Here is a 22,228-nt window from a genome sequence, read left to right on the forward strand (position 1 = left end):
CGATCGATGGAGAACACGGGCGCGGCGGCGCCGCGCCGGTGGCTCGGATGGGTACTGCAGGAGCCGGTGCTGACGGTGCTGGTGCTTGCGCTGATTGTCCTGCAATGGTTGCGCCCGCAACCAATTGACGCACTGGCCGGCCGCGTCGACTGGCAGACCGTCGCGACGCTCGCGGGCCTGCTGATGCTGACCAAGGCGCTCGAATTGTCCGGCTGCCTGATGTGGCTCGCGCACCGCATCGTGCATCACGTGCATTCAGAACGCGGGCTCGCGATGCTGCTCGTCACGTTCGCCGCAGTGCTGTCGATGTGGCTCACCAACGACGTTGCGCTGTTCGTCGTCGTGCCGTTGATGGTATCGCTGCGTGCGCTGACGCCGCTGCCGTTCCGGCGGCTCGTGATCGTCGTCGCGCTGGCCGTCAACGCGGGGTCCGTCGCGACGCCGCTCGGCAATCCCCAGAATCTTTTCCTGTGGCAATTGAGCGGCGTGTCGTTCGGCCGCTTCGTGGTCACGCTCGGGCCGCTCGCGATCGCGCTGATGGCGCTGCTGCTCGCGCTGACTGCATGCGCGTTTCGCGCGAAGCCGCTCGACCTGTCCGGCGACGTCGCCGCATTTCCCGTACAACGCATGCACGCGCTGATCGCCGCGGTGCTGTTCGCGGCATTCGTGCTGCTCACCGATGCGCACCATCCGCTGCCGGGTCTGGCTGCTGTCGCGATCATGTTGTTCGCTGTAAAACGTGACGCAGTCCTCAGGATCGACTGGCTGCTGCTGATGATCTTCGTGCTGATGTTTGTCGTGCTGCGCAGCGCGGCTGCGTTGCCCGTCGTGCACGACGCGATCGCGCATGCGCGTCTCGATTCGCCGCTGCGCGTATTCGCGGCCGGTGCGGTGCTGTCGCAGGGGATCAGCAACGTGCCGGCCGCGATCCTGCTGTCGGAGTTCACGAGCGACTGGCGCGCGCTCGCGTTCGGCGTATCGGTCGGCGGCTTCGGCTTCGCGATCGGTTCGCTCGCGAACCTGATCGCGGTGCGTCTCGCGAAGGAGTCGCGCATGTGGCTACCGTTCCACCTGGTCTCGATTCCGTTCGCGCTCGCGAGCGCGGCACTGGGCGCGTGGCTGCTCGTTCACGGTTGAGCGATGTGGGTGCGTGCGGCACAGGCGCACCGTTCGGGTGACGGGGAGGTGCACAGGGTTCGCGATGGTTGCGGGCTGTTGATAAGTGCGGCGATCCACAGTCGATCATCTGTGGTGGCGCGACAACTGATTGGCGGTATCGATGCGTCAGCGTCCGACCGAATTTCACGCATCGGGCACGGCTGATCGGCCGCAGTGCTTTGCTTGTCCGGTGTCCTCGCGCGGGGTTCGAATCGCGCGACCCTCTGCACAGCGGATTTTCGGCGGCAATCGTGCTGCACCGCCAGGGCCCGCGTCGGGCATCGTTTCCATGCCATTCCAGCGGCGCCGGATTTTTCGAGCAAGAACTACCGGCGCAAAAATGCGACCTTACAACTGTCATCGTACGTCGTCGAATCGCGTGTTTTTTTCACATGATGACGTGTCGTTTTATGCCGGTTTTTATCGCGTCTAAAGCCTTGAATCACTTGCAACTATCGCTTACAATCGCCCGGATTTGTTAGCTAGGCACCCCCGAAAGCTTTCGGAAAGTTTGGGGCGGATTGGGAATTTGCGGAAGGTTGCGATGGCGAGTCAGGAGCCGATCGAAGGTCACGACAAGCACAGCGCGCGCCGCACTCAACCGGTGGTCGACGGGCGGCATGCAGCTGCCGACGACGAATGGGATGCCGAGCAGCAAGACAATACAATCGTTCCGCTTACGCGGGCAGAAGCGGAGACGCTGTTCGGCCCGGACGTGAGCCGACCCTCACGGGTCACGCCTTACCGGGTGGTGATCGCGCAAGTGGTCTTGTCCCTGGTTGCAACGCTGGCGTGGTGGCTGTTTTCCTCGAAGCCGCCGGGCGCCGCTGCGCAATCGGCATTCATGGGCGGAGCGATTAGCTGGGTGCCGAGCGCATTGTTCGCGGCGCGTTTGAGACGAGGCGGTGCCGACACCGTGATGGGCTGGGTGGTCGGTGAAGTAGTCAAGATGGGTGCGACGATCGCGATGTTCGTGGCGATCGCCGTGTGGTATCCCGGTGTGCACTGGGTGCCCCTGCTGATTACGTACTTGCTCGTGCTGAAAACGTACTGGATAGCGCTGGCCTGGCGGTAGGCTTTGAAGTCTTGCGCGGTTTGACCGGAACCTGCGCAGGCGCGTTCCCGCAATACATTGTTGCGGCGAAGCGGACGACCGATTTTCGACAATTTGGGTGGCACTAAAGATTATGGCAACCAGCGAAGGCTCGCGTGCTCTGGATCCGTCCGAGTACATTGCGCACCACTTGCAGAATTTCTCCACCGCGCATCAGACGTCGATTTTCGATATCCACGTCTGGAATCTCGACACGCTGTTCTGGTCGATCGTCTGCGGTCTCGCTACGATTCTGATCCTGTACATGGCTGCCCGCAAGGCAACGCCGGGCGTGCCGGGCCGCTTCCAGTGCGCGATCGAGATGATCGTCGAGATGGTGGAAGACCAGTCGAAGGCCGTCGTGCACGGCAATCGTACCTTCATCGCGCCGCTCGCGCTGACCGTGTTCATCTGGGTCGCGCTGATGAACTCCCTCGACTTCCTCCCCGTCGACCTGCCGGGCCGCATCATCGGCCTGCTCGGTCTGTCGGACGTGATTTCCCACCATCGCATCGTCCCGACGGCCGACCTCAACGGCACGCTCGGCATCGCACTCGGCGTGTTCGTGCTGATGATCTACTACAGCATCAAGATCAAGGGCGCGGGCGGCTTCCTGCATGAACTCGTGTCGGCTCCGTTCGGTGCGCATCCGCTGCTGTGGATCCCGAACCTCGGCCTGAACATCGTCGAATACGTCGCCAAGACCGTGTCGCTCGGCATGCGGCTGTTCGGCAACATGTACGCAGGCGAACTGCTGTTCCTGCTGATCGCGTTGCTTGGCAGCATGTGGGGCTTCGGCGCGGACGCGTCGGTGCTCGGCTTCATCGGCCACATCCTCGCGGGCAGCATCTGGGCGGTCTTCCACATCCTGATTGTTTTGCTGCAGGCGTTCATTTTCATGATGCTCACGCTGGTGTATCTCGGTCAGGCACACGAGTCGCACTAAGCGGCGGGACAATCAAGCAGGTTTGTTTTTAGTTTTTTTAATTCCAGTTCCAAGTCTTTTCACAAAGGAGTGATCATGCAAGCTTTCATCGCCAACATCCAGGGTCTGACCGCTATCGGTATCGGCATCATCATCGGCCTGGGTGCTATCGGCGCCTGTATCGGTATCGGCCTGATGGGTGGCAAGTACATCGAAGCATGCGCACGTCAGCCCGAGCTGATCAACCCGCTGCAAACGAAGATGTTCCTGCTGGCTGGCCTGATCGATGCGGCGTTCCTGATTGGCGTCGGCGTGGCAATGCTGTTTGCATTCGCGAACCCGCTCCTGTCGAAGCTCGCAGGCTAAGGTTCCTCGGAAGCATTGCGCCAGGCATCGCCGGCGCAGGGTGGAACGGATGACGAGCGCCAATCGAATTCAGTTTCGACGCGCTCCTCCTCGTTTCAATTTCCGGAATAGCAGATAAGGAAACACCGTGAATCTTAACGCAACCCTGTTTGCGCAAATGGTCGTGTTCCTGATCCTCGCGTGGTTCACGATGAAGTTCGTGTGGCCGCCGTTGATCAACGCCCTCGACGAGCGCTCGAAGAAAATTGCCGACGGCCTCTCGGCTGCGGAAAAGGGGCAGGCGGAACTCGTGGCGGCGCACAAGCGCGTCGAACAGGAACTCGTGCAGGCCCGTAACGACGGTCAACAACGCATTGCCGACGCTGAAAAGCGCGCGCAGGCCGTTGCCGACGAAATCAAGGCCCAGGCACACGCCGAAGCCGCCCGCATCATCGCGCAAGCGAAGGCGGACGCCGACCAGCAAATCGTGAAGGCGCGTGAAACGCTGCGCGGCGAAGTCGCCGGCCTGGCCGTCAAGGGCGCCGAGCAGATCCTGATGCGCGAAGTCGATCAAACGGCCCACGCCCAACTGCTGAATCAACTGAAAGCCGAGCTCTGATCATGGCCGAACTTGCAACCATCGCCCGCCCTTACGCTGAAGCGCTGTTCCGCGTGGCCGAGGCGGGTGACATCGCCGCCTGGTCCTCGCTCGTGCAAGAGCTGGCCCAGGTTGCGCGTCTGCCCGATGTGTTGTCCGTCGCGTCGAGCCCGAAGGTGACCCGTGCGCAAGTGGTGGAGCTGTTGCTCGCCACGCAGAAGTCGCCGCTCGCGGCAAGCGCCGAGGCGAAGAACTTCGTGCAGATGCTGGTCGACAATCATCGTATCGCGCTGCTGCCGGAAATCGCCACGCAGTTCGACGAGCTGAAAAATGCGCGTGAAGGCGCCGCCGATGCCACCATCGTCAGCGCGTATCCGCTGAACGGTACCGAGCTCGAAGGGCTCGTCTCCGGCCTCGAGCGCAAGTTCCAGCGCAAGCTGAAGCCGACGGTCCAAGTCGATTCGTCGCTGATCGGCGGCGTGCGCGTGACGGTCGGCGACGAAGTGCTCGACACCTCGGTTCGCGCGCGCCTTGCTTCGATGCAGGCCGCCCTGGCCGCCTGAGCGCCACGCCGGCACGCAACAGAATTGACTATCAGGAGCGAATAATGCAACTCAATCCCTCTGAGATCAGCGAGCTGATCAAGAGCCGGATCCAGGGCCTTGAAGCGAACGCGGACGTTCGCAACCAGGGCACCGTGATCTCCGTGACCGACGGTATCGTGCGTATCCACGGCCTGTCGGACGTGATGCAGGGCGAAATGCTCGAGTTTCCGGGCAACACGTTCGGCCTCGCGCTGAACCTCGAGCGCGACTCGGTCGGCGCGGTGATTCTCGGCGAATACGAACACATCTCGGAAGGCGACATCGTCAAGACGACGGGCCGCATTCTCGAAGTCCCGGTCGGCCCGGAACTCATCGGCCGCGTGGTCGATGCGCTCGGGAACCCGATCGACGGCAAGGGTCCCGTCAACGCGAAGCTGACCGACGCAATCGAAAAGATCGCGCCGGGCGTGATCTGGCGCAAGTCGGTGTCGCAGCCGGTGCAGACGGGCCTCAAGTCGATCGACGCGATGGTGCCGATCGGCCGTGGCCAGCGTGAGCTGATCATCGGCGACCGTCAGTGCGGCAAGACCGCGGTGGCGATCGACGCGATCATCAACCAGAAGGGCAAGGACCTGATCTGTATCTACGTCGCGATCGGCCAGAAGGCTTCGTCGATCATGAACGTGGTGCGCAAGCTCGAAGAAACGGGCGCGATGGAATACACCATCGTGGTCGCCGCTTCGGCGTCGGATTCGGCCGCGATGCAGTACCTCGCACCGTATGCGGGCTGCACGATGGGCGAATACTTCCGCGATCGCGGCCAGGACGCGCTGATCATTTATGACGACTTGACCAAGCAGGCATGGGCATACCGTCAGATCTCGCTGCTGCTGCGCCGCCCGCCGGGCCGTGAAGCGTACCCGGGCGACGTGTTCTATCTGCACTCGCGTCTGCTCGAGCGCGCGGCTCGCGTGTCGGAAGACTACGTCGAGAAGTTCACGAACGGCGAAGTGAAGGGCAAGAGCGGTTCGCTGACGGCACTGCCGGTCATCGAAACGCAGGCAGGCGACGTGACGGCGTTCGTTCCGACGAACGTGATCTCGATTACCGACGGCCAGATCTTCCTGGAAACCGACCTGTTCAACGCAGGCATCCGCCCGGCAATCAACGCCGGCGTGTCGGTGTCGCGTGTCGGTGGCGCCGCGCAGACGAAGGTCGTCAAGAAGCTGTCGGGCGGTATCCGTACCGACCTCGCGCAGTACCGTGAGCTCGCCGCGTTCGCACAGTTCGCGTCGGACCTCGACGAAGCGACCCGCAAGCAGCTCGAGCGCGGCCGCCGCGTGACGGAACTGCTGAAGCAGCCGCAGTATCAGCCGCTGCAGGTGTGGGAGCTGGCCGTGTCGCTGTTCGCGGCGAACAATGGCTACCTCGACGACATCGACGTCAAGGACGTGCTGCCGTTCGAAAAGGGCATGCGCGAATTCCTGAAGACGAGCCACGCTGACCTCATCAAGCGCATCGAAGACAACAAGGACTTGTCGAAGGACGACGAAGGCGCGCTGCGCGCCGCGCTCGACGCCTTCAAGAAGTCCGGTGCCTATTGATCCGCGAGGGACACCTTGAAGCGGCGCGGGCCGCGTAAAGCGCCCGCGCCGCTTCGGTCAAGGAGCAAGCTATGGCTGGAATGAAGGAAATTCGCGGGAAGATCAAGAGCGTGCAAAACACGCGCAAGATCACGAAGGCGATGGAGATGGTGGCCGCATCGAAGATGCGCCGCGCGCAGGAACGCATGCGCGCTGCCCGCCCGTATGCGGAGAAGGTCCGCGCCATCGCCGCGCACATGGGCCGCGCGAACCCGGAGTACCGCCACCCGTTCATGGTGGCGAACGACGGCGCGAACACGGCCGGCATCATCCTCGTCACGACCGACAAGGGTCTGTGCGGCGGCCTGAACACGAACGTGCTGCGCGCCACGGTGCAGAAGTTCAAGGAGCTGGACGAGAAGGGCCAGAAGGTCGAAGCCACCGCGATCGGCGGCAAGGGCCTCGGGTTCCTGAATCGTTTCGGCGCGAAGGTGATCTCGCAGGTCGTGCATCTCGGCGATACGCCGCATCTCGACAAGCTGATCGGCGCAGTGAAGACGCAACTCGATCAGTACTCGGAAGGCAAGCTGTCGGCTGTCTATATCGGGTACACGCGCTTCATCAACACGATGAAGCAGGAAGCGGTGATCGAACAGCTGCTGCCGCTGTCGTCGGATCGTCTCGAGGGCGACAGCGACACGCCGTCCACGGCGTGGGACTACATCTACGAGCCGGATGCGCCCGCGGTGGTCGACGAACTGCTCGTGCGTTACGTCGAGGCGCTGGTGTACCAGGCCGTGGCGGAAAACATGGCGTCGGAACAATCGGCGCGAATGGTCGCGATGAAGGCGGCTTCGGACAACGCGAAGACGGTGATCAGCGAGCTGCAATTGGTTTACAACAAGAGCCGTCAGGCCGCGATCACGAAAGAACTGTCGGAGATCGTCGGCGGCGCTGCTGCTGTTTAAGCGCGCGCGGGAATTTGACGCTCGGGAAACTGCGCCTTTGCGCGAGTAAAGAATCAGGTATTTAAAGGAAAAGCGATGAGTACTGCTGCTTTGGTAGAAGGCAAGATCGTACAGTGCATCGGCGCCGTTATCGACGTGGAATTCCCGCGCGAAACCATGCCGAAGATCTACGACGCGCTGACGCTCGATGGCTCGGAACTGACGCTCGAAGTCCAGCAGCAGCTGGGCGACGGCGTGGTCCGCACCATCTGTCTGGGTGCATCCGACGGCCTGCGCCGTGGCCTGGTCGTGAAGAACACGGGCAAGCCGATCTCGGTGCCGGTCGGCAAGCCGACCCTCGGCCGGATCATGGACGTGCTCGGCCGTCCGATCGACGAGGCTGGCCCGATCGACAGCGAAGTGACGCGTTCGATCCACCAGAAGGCGCCGGCGTTCGACGAACTGTCGCCGTCGACCGAACTGCTCGAAACGGGCATCAAGGTCATCGACCTGATCTGCCCGTTCGCAAAGGGCGGCAAGGTCGGTCTGTTCGGTGGTGCAGGCGTGGGCAAGACCGTCAACATGATGGAGCTCATCAACAACATCGCGAAGGAGCACGGCGGTTACTCCGTGTTCGCGGGCGTGGGCGAGCGTACCCGTGAAGGGAACGACTTCTACCACGAAATGAAGGACTCGAACGTTCTCGACAAGGTCGCGCTCGTGTACGGCCAGATGAACGAGCCGCCGGGCAACCGTCTGCGCGTCGCGCTGACGGGCCTGACGATGGCCGAGCACTTCCGTGACGAAGGCCTCGACGTGCTGTTCTTCGTCGACAACATCTACCGTTTCACGCTGGCCGGCACCGAAGTGTCGGCACTGCTCGGCCGTATGCCGTCGGCAGTGGGCTATCAGCCGACGCTGGCTGAAGAAATGGGCAAGCTGCAAGAGCGCATCACGTCGACCAAGAAGGGCTCGATCACGTCGGTTCAGGCCGTGTACGTCCCTGCGGATGACTTGACCGACCCGTCGCCGGCCACCACCTTCGGCCACCTGGACGCAACCGTCGTTCTGTCGCGTGACATCGCTTCGCTGGGTATCTACCCGGCAGTCGATCCGCTCGACTCGACGTCGCGCCAGATCGACCCGAACGTGATCGGCGAAGAGCACTACTCGATCACGCGCGGCGTGCAGCAGACGCTGCAGCGCTACAAGGAACTGCGCGACATCATCGCGATTCTGGGCATGGACGAACTGTCGCCGGAAGACAAGCTGTCGGTCGCGCGCGCACGTAAGATCCAGCGTTTCCTGTCGCAGCCGTTCCACGTCGCTGAAGTGTTCACGGGCTCGCCGGGCAAGTACGTGCCGCTGAAGGAAACGATCCGTGGCTTCAAGATGATCGTCGAAGGCGAGTGCGACCACCTGCCGGAACAGGCGTTCTACATGGTCGGCACGATCGACGAAGCCTTCGAAAAGGCCAAGAAGATCCAGTAAGGGTCATGGGACCGGAGTGAGCGCTGAAGCGCTGACTCTGGCCAACCACGGCATGGGATCGGAGTAAGCGCTAAAGCGCCAACACCGATCGACAGGAGTCGATATGGCAACCATCAAAGTAGACGTCGTCAGCGCGGAAGAGCAGATCTTCTCGGGCGTGGCGAAATTCGTCGCGCTGCCGGGCGAAGCGGGTGAGCTGGGCATCCTGCCGGGCCACACGCCGCTGATCACGCGGATTCGTCCGGGTGCGGTGCGCATCGAAGTCGAGGGCGGCAACGACGAATTCGTGTTCGTCGCGGGCGGCATTCTCGAAGTGCAGCCGGGCGCCGTGACGGTGCTCGCCGATACCGCGATCCGCGGCAAGGACCTCGACTCGGCGAAGGCCGAGGAAGCGCGCAAGCGCGCCGAGGAGACGCTGCAGAACGCGAAGTCGGATCTCGACCTCGCGAAGGCGCAATCCGAGCTCGCGACCGCGATGGCGCAGCTCGAGGCGATCCAGCGTCTGGCGAAGATTCGCAGCCGGCACTGAGCCGCGCCGCGTATCCCGCGAAAGAAAGCAGCCTTCGGGCTGCTTTTTTTTCGTCTGCAGTTTGCGCGCCGGGTCGTTGCGTCCGGTCGTGCTATTTCATCCGTCCGCCGCGATTTGATGTCAGAGTGTCGTCAGCGGAGCGCGTCATCATCCGCGGTGAGGCCGTCCGTCGCGATTGCGGCGGCGGAGACGGGTGCCGGAAGCGCGCGGGCCGATCAGTCAAAAAAGACGGAGACATTCATGGCAGCAGACCTTGGCGTAGGGGCGCTGATCGCGCCCGAAAGCGGATTGTCGTACGTGCGCGGCGCGACCGACGTGCCGCTATCCGAAGCGACGATCGGCCGGTTTCTGCGCGATACCGCCGGCCGCTTTCCCGACCGTCCGGCCGTCGTGTTCCGCGAGCAGCAGGTGCGCTGGACCTGGCGCGAGTTCGCGAACGAGGTCGACGTGCTCGCGGCCGGCCTCGCCGCGTTCGGGATCGTGAAGGGCGATCGCGTCGGCATCTGGTCGCCGAACCGCAGCGAATGGCTGCTCACGCAGTTCGCGACCGCGCGTATCGGCGCGGTGCTCGTCAACCTCAATCCGGCCTACCGGCTTGCCGAGATCGAATACGCACTGAACAAGGTCGGCTGCAAGGCCGTGATCGCGGCCGAGCGCTTCAAGACATCCGCGTACGTCGAGATGCTGCAGACCATCGCGCCGGAACTCGCGACCGCGACGCCGGGCGACCTGCATGCGGCACGCGTGCCGAGCCTGCGCACGGTCGTGTCGATGGGCGACGTCGCGCCGGCCGGCATGTTCCGTTTCGCCGACGTGATGACGCGCGGCCGCCAGGCCGTCGACCCCGCATTGCTCGATGCGATCGGCGCGACGCTCGCGGCCAACGACCCGATCAACATCCAGTTCACGAGCGGCACGACGGGCAGCCCGAAGGGTGCGACGCTCACGCATCGCAACGTCGTCAACAACGGGCGCTCGATCGCGACGGCGATGCGTTTCAGCGAGCAGGACATGCTGTGCATCCCGGTGCCGCTGTACCACTGCTTCGGGATGGTGCTGGCCGTGCTCGCGTGCGTGTCGAAGGGCGCGGCGATGGTGTTTCCCGGCGAAGCGTTCGATCCGGTCGCGACGCTCGCGGCGGTGGCTGACGAGCGCTGCACCGCACTGCACGGCGTGCCGACGATGTTCATCGCGGAGCTCGACCATCCGCAGTTCGCGAGCTTCGACCTGTCGACGCTGCGCACCGGGATCATGGCCGGCTCGCCGTGCCCGATCGAGACGATGAAGCGCGTCGTGTCGCAGATGCACCTGTCTGAGATCACGATCGCGTACGGGATGACGGAGACGAGCCCCGTGTCGTTCCAGAGCTCGACCGACGATCCGCTCGAGAAGCGCACGACGACGGTCGGCCGCATCCAGCCGCATCTCGAGGTGAAGATCGTCGATCCGAACGGCGATATCGTGCCGGTCGGCGCGACCGGCGAGCTGTGCACGAAGGGCTATTCGGTGATGCTCGGCTACTGGGACGACGATGCGAAGACGCGCGACGTGCTGGTCGACGGCTGGATGCATACGGGCGATCTTGCGACGCTCGATGCGGACGGTTACTGCAACATCGTCGGCCGCCTGAAGGACATGGTGATTCGCGGTGGCGAGAACGTTTATCCGCGCGAGATCGAGGAGTTCCTGTTTCGGCATCCGAAGATCCAGAGTGCGCAGGTATTCGGCGTGCCCGATGCGAAATACGGCGAGGAGCTGTGCGCGTGGATCGTGCTGCGCACCGACGAGCAGATGACCGAGGACGACGTGCGTGCGTTCTGCAACGGGCAGATCGCGCACTACAAGATTCCGCGCTACATTCGCTTCGTCGACGAGTTGCCGATGACGGTGACGGGCAAGGTGCAGAAGTTCGTGATGCGCGACCGGATGATCGAGGAACTGAAGCTCGACGTGCAGAAGACCGCATAAAGAGCCGCCCGGCGGCGGGACAAGCGCGGCGGCCTGCGGGCCGTTGCGTTTTCGATGGACGAAAAAAAGCGGGCTTATTAGCCCGCTAAAAACCACACGCTACGGGGTTAGCGCGAGGAGACCAAAGATGAAACCGTGTCCGGCGGGGAGCCGGAAACGACTCCAACAGGGATGCCCCTCGGAAGGGCTTCGGTACGTGACCGACTGGCTCGCAGCGCTTCGCGTCCGCTCACACTTGGCACACGAGACCGCATCCGTGTTGAAACCGTTGAGGCCATTGTGGGCGAATTAATGACCCGTCGCGGTAACAAAGTGTTTCAGGTTGTAACGCCCGCCAGATAAGGCTTCCCGGGATTTTTTGCTGTTTTCGGGGTCCTGAAAAAGGTCATTTTTACCCATATTTTCCGCAACGTTTTCATCGTATGCGCGCGATGCGCTTTTCATGCGTATCAGGCTCGACGAACTGCCGATTTACACGCGAGAAAGTGCGTCGCGCGGCAGATACCGCGTATGACGATTCATTCGTCAGAAAGATTTTGAAACGTGATTGGAATGTGCGGAAGTCGGCCTTTTGGCCAATTCGGCGGTTTCGGGCCGCCAGCGCGTGGCGTCGAAGTGTAACGGCGACAGTCCGGCCGCCGCCACGCAGCGACTTTCGCGGGTAGCGGCCACGGGGTCGTTGCCCGCTATCGGCCGCTGCGCGCGTGCCTGCTTACTTCAGCCACTTGTCCGAAATCGCCTGGTATTCGCCGGTCGACAGCGCGAGATGCAGCCACTGGTCGACGTACTGCTGGAACACGGCATCGCCGCGCGGCACCATGTACGCCTTCTCGCCGAACTGGAACGGCTTGTCCGGATGCACCGAGCACAGGCCCGGATTCAGTTTTTGCTGCAGCAGCGTCTCGGACGCATCCGTCACCATCACGTCCGCCTTGCCCGCGAGGATCTGCTTGAAGATCGTCACGTTGTCCGGATAGACGGTCAGGTTCGCGTGCGTGAAATACTGCTTCGCGAAACGCTCGTTGGTGCCGCCCGGGTTCACGATCACGCGCGTGTCGGGCCGGTCGATCTGCGTGATGGTCTGGTATTTGCCGGCGTCCGCGCAGCGCGTGATCGGCGTCTTGCCGTCGACGACGTACGGCTGCGTGAAGAACACGCGCTTCTGACGTTCGAGCGTTGTCGATACGCCGCCCACCGCGATGTCGCATTTCGCGACGAAATCGCCGGTCAGGTTCGACCAGCTCGTCTTCACGTAGTCGGTCTTCACGCCGAGCGACTTCGCGAGCGATTCGGCCATGTCGATGTCGATGCCCTCGAAGCGGCCGTCCGCGCGGTGGTACGAATACGGCTTGTAGTCGCCCGTCGTGCAGACGCGCAGCGCGCCGCGCGCGAGCACGTCGTCGAGCCGCGAGCCGGCGCCCGGTGCGGCCGCGGCGGCGCCCGCGCCGGTTTGTGCGTGCGCGGCGGCGCAGCAGAGCAACGCGGCCGCGGCGAGCGTGGCGAATGGTTTCATCGGTCTCCTCCTTCGTTTCGTTCGATATGAGCGTCCGATCATAACGGAGCCATCGCGCGCGTCATATGGCCGCCATCGCATCGGCGTGCGCAGCCTGGCGGCGGCTGTCCGGTAAAATGCCGCTTTGCCTTCGCATCGTCGCTCCTACCGTGGCCCATACCCTGCTCAACGACACCTTCCTGCGCGCGCTTCTGCGCGAGCCGACCGACTACACGCCGATCTGGCTGATGCGCCAGGCGGGTCGCTACCTGCCCGAATACAACGCGACGCGCGCGCGCGCCGGCAGCTTCCTCGGCCTCGCGAAGAATCCCGACTACGCGACCGAAGTGACGCTGCAGCCGCTCGAGCGCTTTCCGCTCGACGCCGCAATCCTGTTCTCGGACATCCTGACGATTCCGGACGCGATGGGGCTCGGCCTCGACTTCCAGGTCGGCGAAGGGCCGAAGTTCGCGCATCCGGTGCGGACCGAGGCCGACGTCGCGAAGCTCGCGGTGCCGGACATCGACGCGACGCTCGGCTACGTGACCGGCGCCGTGCGCGAGATCCGTCGCGCGCTCACCGACGGCCAGGGCCGTCAGCGCGTGCCGCTGATCGGCTTCTCGGGCAGCCCGTGGACGCTCGCGTGCTACATGGTCGAAGGCGGCGGGTCGGACGATTTCCGCACGGTGAAGTCGATGGCGTATTCGCGCCCCGACCTGATGCACCGGATCCTCGACGTGAACGCACAGGCGGTGGCGGCGTACCTGAACGCGCAGATCGAAGCAGGCGCGCAGGCCGTGATGATTTTCGATACGTGGGGCGGCGCGCTGGCGGACGGCGCGTACCAGCGCTTTTCACTCGACTACATCCGCCGCGTGGTGGCGCAGCTCAAGCGCGAGCACGACGGCGAGCGCGTACCGGTGATCACGTTCACGAAGGGCGGCGGGCTGTGGCTCGAGGAGATCGCGGCGACCGGCGTCGACGCGGTCGGGCTCGACTGGACGGTCAACCTCGGCGCCGCGCGCGAGCGCGTCGCGGGGCGCGTCGCGCTGCAGGGCAACCTCGACCCGACGATCCTGTTTGCGCCGCCGGCCGCAGTGCGCGAGCAGGCGCGCGCGGTGCTCGACAGCTACGGCAATCATCCGGGCCACGTGTTCAACCTCGGGCACGGCATCTCGCAATTCACGTCGCCCGATCACGTCGCCGAACTCGTCGACGAAGTGCATAGCCACAGCCGCAAGATCCGTAGCGGAGCCGCCGGCTGAACGCAAGCGCCGTCATGCTGCACCGCGGGGTGACGGCGTTTCGTTGTCGGCACTAAACAGGGCGCAACCCCGTACCGGTTGCCGATTCGTCGCTTGTCAAGACTTGACTTATACACATTTTCCACGTTGCAGCGCGGTAGAGCCCTGTATCGGTCAATTTGTCTGGCTATGGTTCGGTAATTTGAATAGCAGCCTTATGGAATAAGGCTTCGCGGGGCACCGCAGCAAGCGGCGAAAAACAGCGGAAAGCACGGCCCCGCGCGCGTTGCAGCCATTGAACGGCGAGTTCTCAACAAAGTTATCCACAGGCTGGGCAGGGTATACGGCGATTCCTAATGCGAATCCAAAACTTAGCGCCGAATCTGAAGTTTTACTTTAAGTCCGCCGTCGCGATGCGGGGGCGGGTGCAAGCCGTCCACGCCGCGCGTGCCGCTGCCGGAGCGCCGTGATGGAGGGCACCTACCTGCGCGTCGCGCTCGACCATCCGCTCGCGACGCTGTTCGACTACCGCTGCGACGCGCAGCCGGCGCCCATCCCCGGCACGCTGGTGCAGGTGCCGTTCGGCAAACGGCTGGCCGTCGGGCTTGTCTGCGAAGTGACGACTCACACCGATGTGCCGCCGTCCCGGCTGCGCGCGATCGACGCGATCTGCGCCGACCTGCCGCCGCTGTCGGCGGACTGGCTCGCGCTCGTGTCGTTCGCCGCCGACTACTATCAGCGCGGGCGCGGCGAGGTCGCGCTGCCGGCGCTGCCGCAGGCGCTGCGCGACGCCGGGCGCTGGGGGCGGCTGCTGGCGCCCGAGGTGCGCTACCGGCCGACGGAAGCCGGCCGCGCGGCGCTGCCCGATGCATTGCCCGCGCGCGGGGCCGCGCTGCGGCGGCTCGCGCAGGCGCTCGTCGATACCGGCTCGCTGGCGCTGCCCGACGCGCGCGCGCTGCATCCGAAGGCGGCCGCGACGCTCGACGACTGGGCGGCGCGCGGCTGGGTCGACGTCGAGGAGATCGGCTGGGCCGACGCACCTGTGCCCAAAGCTGTGGATAACCTGTCGACAACCGGTGGACGAGCTGTGCCGCCGGCGCTGACCGACCAGCAGGCCGAGGCGCTCGACGCGCTCCGCGCCGCGCAGGGCTTCGCGCCGTTCCTGTTGCACGGCGTGACGGGCAGCGGCAAGACCGAGGTCTATCTGCATGCGCTCGCGTCGCTGCTCGACGCGCGGCCGGACGCGCAGGCGCTCGTGCTCGTCCCCGAAATCAACCTGACGCCGCAGTTCGAGGCCGCGTTTCGCGCGCGCTTCGCGGGCGCGCTCGCCGACGACGCGATCGTCACGCTGCACAGCGGGCTCGCCGAGGGCGAACGCGCACGCAACTGGCTCGCCGCGCACACGGGCCGCGCGCGGATCGTGCTCGGCACGCGCCTCGCGGTGCTCGCGTCGATGCCGACGCTCGCGCTGGTCGTCGTCGACGAGGAGCACGAGCCCGCGTACAAGCAGCAGGAGGGGCTGCGCTATTCGGCGCGCGATCTCGCCGTGTGGCGCGCGAAGCAGCTCGGCATCACGGTCGTGCTCGGCTCGGCGACGCCGTCGCTCGAAAGCTGGTGGCAGGCCGAGCAGGGCCGCTACACGCGGCTCACGCTGTCGCGCCGCGCGGTGGCCGACGCGACGCTGCCGACCGTGCGGCTGATCGATCTCGAAGAAGAGCGGCGGCGCGGGCGCGCGTCGATGGGCGGGCTGTCCGGGCCGCTCGTCGCGGCGCTGAAGGCGCGGCTCGAGCGCGGCGAACAGAGCCTGGTATTCCTGAACCGGCGCGGCTACGCGCCGCAGCTCGCGTGCGACGCATGCGGCTGGGTCGCGGGCTGCCCGCGCTGCAGCACGTACGTCGTGCTGCACAAGCCCGAGCATGCGCTGCGCTGCCATCACTGCGGCTGGGAAGCGCGCATTCCGCGGTCGTGCCCCGAGTGCGGGAACGTCGACATCGCGCCGCTCGGGCGCGGCACGCAGCGCATCGAGGAGGCGCTCGCCGAGGCCGTGCCGGGCGCGCGCGTGCTGCGGATCGACGCGGACAGCACGCGCCGCAAGGGCAGCGCGCAAGCGCTCTTTTCCGATGTGCATGCAGGCGAGGTCGATATCCTCGTCGGCACGCAAATGATCGCGAAGGGGCACGACTTCCAGCGCGTGTCGCTCGTCGGCGTGCTCAACGCCGACACCGCGCTGTTCTCGCACGACTTCCGCGCGAGCGAGCGGCTGTTCGCACAGCTGATGCAGGTGAGCGGTCGAGCGGGGCGTGCCGGGCTGCCGGGCGAGGTACTCGTGCAGACGCGGTACCCGCGTCACGCGCTGTACCACGCGCTCGGGCGGCAGGATTACGTCGGCTTCGCGAATTCGACGCTCGGCGAGCGCCGCGACGCGCACCTGCCGCCGTTCGTCTACCAGGCGCTGCTGCGCGCCGAAGGGCGCACGCTCGACGCGGCGCTCGCGTTCCTGCTGCAGGCCGCGGCCGCGTTGCCGGGGTTGCCGGGCGCCGATCGCGTGACCGTCTACGACGCGGTGCCGATGACGATCGTCAAGGTCGCGAACGTCCACCGTGCGCAGTTGCTGCTCGAAAGCGCGTCAAGGGCGGCGCTGCAGCATGCGCTGCGCGCGTGGCAGCCGGAGCTGCGCGCGCTGAAGGGCGTGCTGCGGTGGAGCGTCGAGGTCGATCCGCTGGATATCTGAGCGGCGCCCGCGCGAGCGTCGCGCGGCGCGCTGCTGCCCGAAGCCCGAAGCCCGGGCCGCCGTGCCCCCTGAACTGTCTCTCGTCACGCGCTCGCAACCCCGGCGCAACGCCCGCCGGCCTGCCCAGTGCAACCCGTTTTCGTCCGCTTCCGCCCGCACCGAAGGTTGCACACGCATGCCGAACCGGCCCGCTCAGGGAAAACACCGATCCCCCGACCACGGGCAACCCCTAGGTTGCAACGGTGTAAGTGGCTGATTATATTGACTAACCAAAGGGTGCAACCCACCTCTCAATTTGGTTGCACCTTTTTATTGCGTGCCGTAGGATTTCGCGCATCCTCTCACACCCTATTGCCGGGCTCGCACCGGCGCACGAACCCACCATGGCAAGCACGACTCTCGGCGTCAAGGTCGACGACCTTCTCCGCTCGCGCCTGAAAGACGCCGCCGCGCGTCTCGAGCGCACTCCCCACTGGCTGATCAAGCAGGCGATCTTCGCGTATCTCGAGCGGATCGAGCACGGCCAGTTGCCGCCCGAGCTGTCGGGCCACAGCGGCGTCACGGAGCTCGCCGACGGCCAGGCTGCGGACGGCGACGACGACAACGCGTCGCATCCGTTCCTCGAGTTCGCGCAGAACGTGCAGCCGCAATCGGTGCTGCGCGCGGCGATCACGGCCGCGTATCGCCGCCCCGAGCCGGAATGCGTGCCGTTCCTGCTCGGCCAGGCGCGCCTGCCCGCGAACCTGCAGGCGGACGCGCAGGCGCTCGCGACCAAGCTCGTCGAGGCGCTGCGCGAGAAGAGCTCGGGCGGCGGTGTCGAAGGGCTGATCCACGAGTTCTCGCTGTCGAGCCAGGAAGGCGTCGCGCTGATGTGCCTCGCCGAAGCGCTGCTGCGCATTCCCGACCGCGCGACGCGCGATGCGCTGATCCGCGACAAGATCAGCAAGGGCGACTGGCGCTCGCACGTCGGCCACGCGCCGTCGCTGTTCGTGAACGCGGCGACCTGGGGGCTGATGATCACCGGCAAGCTGGTGACGACCAACAGCGAAGCGGGCCTGTCGTCGGCGCTCACGCGGCTGATCGGCCGCGGCGGCGAGCCGCTGATCCGCAAGGGCGTCGACATGGCGATGCGCCTGATGGGCGAGCAGTTCGTCACCGGCGAGACGATTTCCGAAGCACTGGCCAACAGCCGCAAGTACGAAGCGCGCGGCTTCCGCTACTCGTACGACATGCTCGGCGAAGCGGCGACGACCGAAGAGGACGCGCTGCGCTACTACGCGTCGTACGAACAGGCGATCCACGCGATCGGCAAGGCGGCCGGCGGCCGCGGCATCTACGAAGGCCCGGGCATCTCGATCAAGCTGTCGGCGCTGCACGCGCGCTACTCGCGCTCGCAGCAGGACCGCACGATGAGCGAGCTGCTGCCGCGCGTGCGCTCGCTCGCGCTGCTCGCGCGCCGCTACGACATCGGGCTGAACATCGACGCGGAAGAAGCCGACCGCCTCGAACTGTCGCTCGACCTGCTCGAGGCGCTGTGCTTCGATCCGGATCTCGCGGGCTGGAACGGCATCGGCTTCGTCGTGCAGGGCTACCAGAAGCGCTGCCCGTTCGTGATCGACTACCTGATCGATCTCGCGCGCCGCAGCCGTCACCGCCTGATGATCCGCCTCGTGAAGGGCGCGTACTGGGATACCGAGATCAAGCGTGCGCAGGTCGACGGCCTCGAAGGTTATCCGGTCTATACGCGCAAGATCTACACCGACGTGTCGTACCTCGCGTGCGCGAAGAAGCTGCTCGCGGCGCCCGATGCCGTCTACCCGCAGTTCGCGACGCACAACGCGTACACGCTGGCTGCGATCTACCAGCTCGCGGGCCAGAACTATTACCCGGGCCAGTACGAATTCCAGTGCCTGCACGGGATGGGCGAGCCGCTGTACGAGGAAGTCACGGGCCGCGACAAGCTGAACCGTCCGTGCCGCGTGTACGCGCCGGTCGGCACGCACGAGACGCTGCTCGCGTACCTGGTGCGCCGCCTGCTGGAAAACGGCGCGAACACGTCGTTCGTGAACCGCATCGCGGATAAAACCGTGTCGGTGAAGGAGCTGGTCGCCGATCCGGCCGATGAAGCGTCGAAGGTCGTGCCGCTCGGCGCGCCGCACACGAAGATCCCGCTGCCGCGCAACCTGTACGGCGACGAGCGTCCCAATTCGATGGGCCTCGACCTGTCGAACGAACACCGTCTCGCGTCGCTGTCGTCCGCGCTGCTCGCGAGCGCGCATTTCCCGTGGCGCGCGGCGCCGATGCTCGCCGACGACGCGCTGGCCGACGCACCGGCCCGCGACGTGCGCAACCCGGCCGACCAGCGCGACGTGGTCGGCACGGTCAGCGAAGCGACGGCCGAGCACGTGAGCGCGGCACTCGCGCACGCGGTGGCCGCGGCGCCGATCTGGCAGGCGACGCCGGTCGACGCGCGCGCCGATTGCCTGGTGCGCGCAGCGGACCTGCTCGAAGCGCAGATGCACACGCTGATGGGCCTGATCGTGCGCGAAGCCGGCAAGTCGCTGCCGAACGCGATCGCCGAGATCCGCGAAGCGGTCGACTTCCTGCGCTACTACGCCGCGCAGATCCGTGACGAATTCTCGAACGACACGCACCGCCCGCTCGGCCCGGTGGTCTGCATCAGCCCGTGGAACTTCCCGCTGGCGATCTTCATGGGCCAGGTGGCAGCCGCGCTGGCAGCCGGCAACACGGTGCTCGCGAAGCCGGCCGAACAGACGCCGCTGATCGCGGCGCAGGCCGTGCGCCTGCTGCGCGAGGCCGGCGTGCCGGCCGGCGCGGTGCAACTGCTGCCGGGCGACGGCGAGACCGTCGGCGCGGCGCTGGTCGCCGATCCGCGCACCCGCGCGGTGATGTTCACGGGTTCGACCGAAGTCGCGCGCCTGATCAACAAGACGCTGTCCGCGCGCCTCGACCCGGACGGCAAGCCGATCCCGCTGATCGCGGAAACGGGCGGCCAGAACGCGATGATCGTCGACTCGTCGGCGCTCGCGGAGCAGGTCGTCGCGGACGTGATGCAGTCGTCGTTCGACTCGGCCGGTCAACGGTGTTCGGCGCTGCGCGTTCTGTGTCTGCAGGACGAGGTCGCGGACCGCACGCTGACGATGCTCAAGGGCGCGATGCACGAGCTGGCGCTCGGCAACCCCGACCGGCTGTCGACCGACGTCGGCCCGGTGATCGACGGCGACGCGAAGCAGACGATCGACACGCACGTCGCGGCGATGACGGAGAAGGGCCACGCGGTCACGCAATTGCCGGCGCCTGATGCGTGCGCACACGGCACGTTCGTGGCGCCGACGCTGATCGAGATCGGCAGCATCGACGAGTTGAAGCGTGAAGTGTTCGGCCCCGTGCTGCACGTGGTGCGCTACCGCCGCAACCAGCTCGACAAGCTGCTCGAGCAGATCCGCGCGACCGGTTACGGCCTGACGCTCGGCATCCACACGCGGATCGACGAGACGATCGCGCACGTGATCTCGAACGCGCACGTCGGCAACATCTACGTGAACCGCAACGTGATCGGCGCGGTGGTCGGCGTGCAGCCGTTCGGCGGCGAAGGGCTGTCGGGCACGGGTCCGAAGGCCGGCGGCGCGCTGTACCTGCAGCGCCTGCTCGCGACGCGTCCGTCGGGCCTGCCGCGCTCGCTCGCGCAGATGCTGATGGCGGACGGCGCGGTCGAAGGCGACGCGCGCGGCAACCCGGCGGCGGCGCTCACCACGCTGCGCGACTGGCTGATCGAGCAGCGCGAACCGGCGCTGGCCGCGCGTTGCGACGGTTATCTCGCCCAGGTGCCGGCCGGCGCAACCGCGGTGCTGACCGGGCCAACGGGCGAGCGAAACACGTATACACTCGGCCCGCGCGGCACGGTGCTGTGTGTCGCGGCCACGCCGGGCGGCGCGCGCGCGCAGTTCGCGGCGGTGCTGGCTACGGCCAACCGCGCATTGTTCGCCGGCGCGGCCGGCGAGGCGCTGGTCGCCGCGCTGCCGGCGTCGCTGAAAGCGCACGCGGCCGTGCGCAAGCAGGCCGACGCGGCGTTCGACGCGGTGCTGTTCGAAGGCGACAGCGACGAACTGCAGACGCTCGTTAAGGATGTCGCGCAGCGACCGGGCCCGATCGTGTCGGTGCAGGGCGTGTCGGTGGGCGCGTTCGAGAACGGCGACGCGGAAGACTACGCGCTCGAGCGGCTGCTGACGGAGCGCTCGGTGAGCGTGAATACGGCCGCGGCGGGCGGCAATGCGAATTTGATGACGATCGGCTGATCATCCTTGCCGTTCGGATCAAACAAAGGAAGCGGCAAGGCGATCCCGAAGCCGCTCCATTTACCCTGGTACCAAGGAGATGCTATGCAACACACGATGAAAAAGCTGGCAGGCGCGACGTTCGTCGCGGTCATGTCGCTGGCGGGGACGGCCCATGCGGATGACGTGAAGATCGGTTACGCAGGGCCGATGACGGGCGCGCAGGCGCACTACGGCAAGGATATGCAGAACGGGATCGCACTCGCGGTCGAAGATTTCAACGCGACGAACCCGAAGATCGGCGGCAAGGCCGTGAAGTTCGTGCTCGACACGCAGGACGACCAGGCTGACCCGCGCACCGGCACGACGGTTGCGCAGAAGCTGGTCGACGACGGCATCAAGGGCATGCTCGGCCACTTCAACTCGGGCACGACGATCCCGGCCTCGCGCATCTACGCGAACGCGGGCATCCCGCAGATCGCGATGGCGACCGCGCCGGAATACACGCAGCAAGGCTACAAGACGACCTTCCGCATGATGACGTCCGACACGCAGCAGGGCTCCGTGGCCGGCACGTTCGCGTCGAAGGATCTCGGCATGAAGAAGATCGCGATCGTCGACGACCGCACGGCCTACGGCCAGGGTCTCGCCGACCAGTTCGAGAAGGCCGCGAAGGCCGGCGGCGCGACGATCGTCGACCGCGAGTTCACGAACGACAAGGCTGTCGACTTCAAGGCGATCCTGACCAAGCTGAAGGCCGTGAAGCCGGACCTCGTCTACTACGGCGGTGCGGATTCGCAGGCCGCGCCGATGGTCAAGCAGATGAAGACGCTCGGCATCGCCGCGCCGCTGATGAGCGGCGAAATGGTGAAGACGCCGACGTTCCTGAAGATCGCGGGCAATGCGTCGGAAGGCACGATCGCGTCGCTGGCCGGCCTGCCGCTCGAGGAAATGCCGGGCGGCAAGACGTACGCCGACAAGTACAAGAAGCGCTTCGGCGAAGACGTGCAGACCTACTCGCCGTACGCGTATGACGGCGCGATGGCGATGTTCAACGCGATGAAGAAGGCCGATTCGACCGATCCGGCGAAGTACCTGCCGCTGCTCGCGAAGACGGACATGGCCGGCGTCACGTCGACGCACGTCGCGTATGACGCGAAGGGCGACCTGAAGAACGGCGGTATCACGATGTACAAGGTCGAGAAGGGCGAGTGGAAGCCGCTGAAGAGCATCGGCGGCAAGTAAGCAGCCGGTGACGTGAAGCGCGGGCGGCGGCGAGCGTCG

17 protein-coding genes are annotated in these 22,228 nt (G+C 65.6%); 15 read left to right on the top strand and 2 right to left on the bottom strand.

Annotated features, from left to right (window positions below; genetic code table 11):
• The first annotated feature begins 6 nt into the window (after positions 1-6).
• From CUJ89_RS00565 to CUJ89_RS00615, 11 genes are all read left to right on the top strand, one after another.
• Complete coding sequence (locus CUJ89_RS00565; protein WP_114175420.1) at positions 7-1,137, top strand: SLC13 family permease; 1,131 nt, start codon at positions 7-9, stop codon at positions 1,135-1,137.
• 565 nt (positions 1,138-1,702) lie between these two features.
• Positions 1,703-2,233, top strand: a complete 531-nt coding sequence (locus CUJ89_RS00570; protein WP_114175422.1) for an ATP synthase subunit I — start codon at positions 1,703-1,705, stop codon at positions 2,231-2,233.
• A gap of 112 nt (positions 2,234-2,345) precedes the next feature.
• Positions 2,346-3,197, top strand: a complete 852-nt coding sequence (atpB, locus tag CUJ89_RS00575; protein ID WP_114175424.1) for a F0F1 ATP synthase subunit A — start codon at positions 2,346-2,348, stop codon at positions 3,195-3,197.
• 75 nt (positions 3,198-3,272) lie between these two features.
• Complete coding sequence (atpE, locus tag CUJ89_RS00580; protein WP_025990054.1) at positions 3,273-3,542, top strand: F0F1 ATP synthase subunit C; 270 nt, start codon at positions 3,273-3,275, stop codon at positions 3,540-3,542.
• A 127-nt stretch (positions 3,543-3,669) separates the two neighbouring features.
• A complete protein-coding gene (locus tag CUJ89_RS00585; protein ID WP_114175426.1) occupies positions 3,670-4,140 on the top strand; it encodes a F0F1 ATP synthase subunit B in 471 nt (156 codons plus the stop codon).
• 2 nt (positions 4,141-4,142) lie between these two features.
• Positions 4,143-4,682: a F0F1 ATP synthase subunit delta gene (locus CUJ89_RS00590; RefSeq protein ID WP_114175428.1), complete on the top strand. Its 540-nt coding sequence runs from the start codon at positions 4,143-4,145 to the stop codon at positions 4,680-4,682.
• 44 nt (positions 4,683-4,726) lie between these two features.
• Positions 4,727-6,268 (top strand): F0F1 ATP synthase subunit alpha, encoded by a 1,542-nt coding sequence (atpA, locus tag CUJ89_RS00595; protein WP_027783165.1) that lies wholly within the window; start codon positions 4,727-4,729, stop codon positions 6,266-6,268.
• A 71-nt stretch (positions 6,269-6,339) separates the two neighbouring features.
• Complete coding sequence (gene atpG, locus CUJ89_RS00600; protein WP_114175430.1) at positions 6,340-7,215, top strand: F0F1 ATP synthase subunit gamma; 876 nt, start codon at positions 6,340-6,342, stop codon at positions 7,213-7,215.
• 75 nt (positions 7,216-7,290) lie between these two features.
• Entirely contained in the window at positions 7,291-8,685 is a 1,395-nt protein-coding gene (gene atpD / locus CUJ89_RS00605; protein ID WP_114175432.1) for a F0F1 ATP synthase subunit beta, read from the top strand.
• 103 nt (positions 8,686-8,788) lie between these two features.
• A complete protein-coding gene (locus CUJ89_RS00610) occupies positions 8,789-9,214 on the top strand; it encodes a F0F1 ATP synthase subunit epsilon (protein WP_027783168.1) in 426 nt (141 codons plus the stop codon).
• Positions 9,215-9,454: 240 nt separating this feature from the next.
• Entirely contained in the window at positions 9,455-11,182 is a 1,728-nt protein-coding gene (locus CUJ89_RS00615) for an AMP-binding protein (protein ID WP_114175434.1), read from the top strand.
• 288 nt (positions 11,183-11,470) lie between these two features.
• Here the strand turns inward: CUJ89_RS00615 and CUJ89_RS38165 are convergent, their stop codons facing one another.
• Both CUJ89_RS38165 and CUJ89_RS00630 read right to left on the bottom strand, forming a co-directional pair.
• A complete protein-coding gene (locus tag CUJ89_RS38165; RefSeq protein ID WP_201752256.1) occupies positions 11,471-11,626 on the bottom strand; it encodes a hypothetical protein in 156 nt (51 codons plus the stop codon).
• 268 nt (positions 11,627-11,894) lie between these two features.
• A complete protein-coding gene (locus CUJ89_RS00630) occupies positions 11,895-12,695 on the bottom strand; it encodes a transporter substrate-binding domain-containing protein (protein ID WP_114175438.1) in 801 nt (266 codons plus the stop codon).
• 149 nt (positions 12,696-12,844) lie between these two features.
• On the opposite strand from CUJ89_RS00630, the gene hemE reads away from it, so the two are divergent.
• The 4 genes from hemE (at position 12,845) to CUJ89_RS00650 (ending at position 22,189) form a co-directional block, all read left to right on the top strand.
• On the top strand, positions 12,845-13,939 hold the full coding sequence (gene hemE / locus CUJ89_RS00635) for a uroporphyrinogen decarboxylase (RefSeq protein ID WP_321970379.1): 1,095 nt from the start codon (positions 12,845-12,847) through the stop codon (positions 13,937-13,939).
• A 448-nt stretch (positions 13,940-14,387) separates the two neighbouring features.
• The gene (locus CUJ89_RS00640) at positions 14,388-16,649 is read left to right on the top strand and encodes a primosomal protein N' (RefSeq protein WP_114175442.1); all 2,262 of its coding nucleotides are present in this window, start codon (positions 14,388-14,390) and stop codon (positions 16,647-16,649) included.
• A gap of 383 nt (positions 16,650-17,032) precedes the next feature.
• Positions 17,033-20,965 carry a trifunctional transcriptional regulator/proline dehydrogenase/L-glutamate gamma-semialdehyde dehydrogenase gene (gene putA / locus CUJ89_RS00645; RefSeq protein WP_114175444.1) on the top strand — a complete coding sequence of 1,311 codons (3,933 nt, stop codon included), beginning with the start codon at positions 17,033-17,035 and terminating at the stop codon, positions 20,963-20,965.
• Between the two features lie 84 nt (positions 20,966-21,049).
• On the top strand, positions 21,050-22,189 hold the full coding sequence (locus CUJ89_RS00650; protein ID WP_114175446.1) for a branched-chain amino acid ABC transporter substrate-binding protein: 1,140 nt from the start codon (positions 21,050-21,052) through the stop codon (positions 22,187-22,189).
• Positions 22,190-22,228: the final 39 nt, after the last annotated feature.

The sequence above is a fragment of the Burkholderia pyrrocinia genome, assembly GCF_003330765.1.
Taxonomy (GTDB): domain Bacteria; phylum Pseudomonadota; class Gammaproteobacteria; order Burkholderiales; family Burkholderiaceae; genus Burkholderia; species Burkholderia pyrrocinia_B.

Excerpts from the sequence above, each read along its gene's own strand:
- CUJ89_RS00565 (WP_114175420.1), top strand. The coding sequence starts at position 7 with ATGGAGAACACGGGCGCGGCGGCGCCGCGCCGGTGGCTCGGATGGGTA.
- CUJ89_RS00570 (WP_114175422.1), top strand. The coding sequence starts at position 1,703 with ATGGCGAGTCAGGAGCCGATCGAAGGTCACGACAAGCACAGCGCGCGC.
- atpB (WP_114175424.1), top strand. The coding sequence starts at position 2,346 with ATGGCAACCAGCGAAGGCTCGCGTGCTCTGGATCCGTCCGAGTACATT.
- atpE (WP_025990054.1), top strand. The coding sequence starts at position 3,273 with ATGCAAGCTTTCATCGCCAACATCCAGGGTCTGACCGCTATCGGTATC.
- CUJ89_RS00590 (WP_114175428.1), top strand. The coding sequence starts at position 4,143 with ATGGCCGAACTTGCAACCATCGCCCGCCCTTACGCTGAAGCGCTGTTC.
- atpA (WP_027783165.1), top strand. The coding sequence starts at position 4,727 with ATGCAACTCAATCCCTCTGAGATCAGCGAGCTGATCAAGAGCCGGATC.
- atpG (WP_114175430.1), top strand. The coding sequence starts at position 6,340 with ATGGCTGGAATGAAGGAAATTCGCGGGAAGATCAAGAGCGTGCAAAAC.
- atpD (WP_114175432.1), top strand. The coding sequence starts at position 7,291 with ATGAGTACTGCTGCTTTGGTAGAAGGCAAGATCGTACAGTGCATCGGC.
- CUJ89_RS00610 (WP_027783168.1), top strand. The coding sequence starts at position 8,789 with ATGGCAACCATCAAAGTAGACGTCGTCAGCGCGGAAGAGCAGATCTTC.
- CUJ89_RS00615 (WP_114175434.1), top strand. The coding sequence starts at position 9,455 with ATGGCAGCAGACCTTGGCGTAGGGGCGCTGATCGCGCCCGAAAGCGGA.
- CUJ89_RS38165 (WP_201752256.1), bottom strand. The coding sequence starts at position 11,626 with ATGAAAAGCGCATCGCGCGCATACGATGAAAACGTTGCGGAAAATATG.
- CUJ89_RS00630 (WP_114175438.1), bottom strand. The coding sequence starts at position 12,695 with ATGAAACCATTCGCCACGCTCGCCGCGGCCGCGTTGCTCTGCTGCGCC.
- CUJ89_RS00640 (WP_114175442.1), top strand. The coding sequence starts at position 14,388 with ATGGAGGGCACCTACCTGCGCGTCGCGCTCGACCATCCGCTCGCGACG.
- putA (WP_114175444.1), top strand. The coding sequence starts at position 17,033 with ATGGCAAGCACGACTCTCGGCGTCAAGGTCGACGACCTTCTCCGCTCG.
- CUJ89_RS00650 (WP_114175446.1), top strand. The coding sequence starts at position 21,050 with ATGCAACACACGATGAAAAAGCTGGCAGGCGCGACGTTCGTCGCGGTC.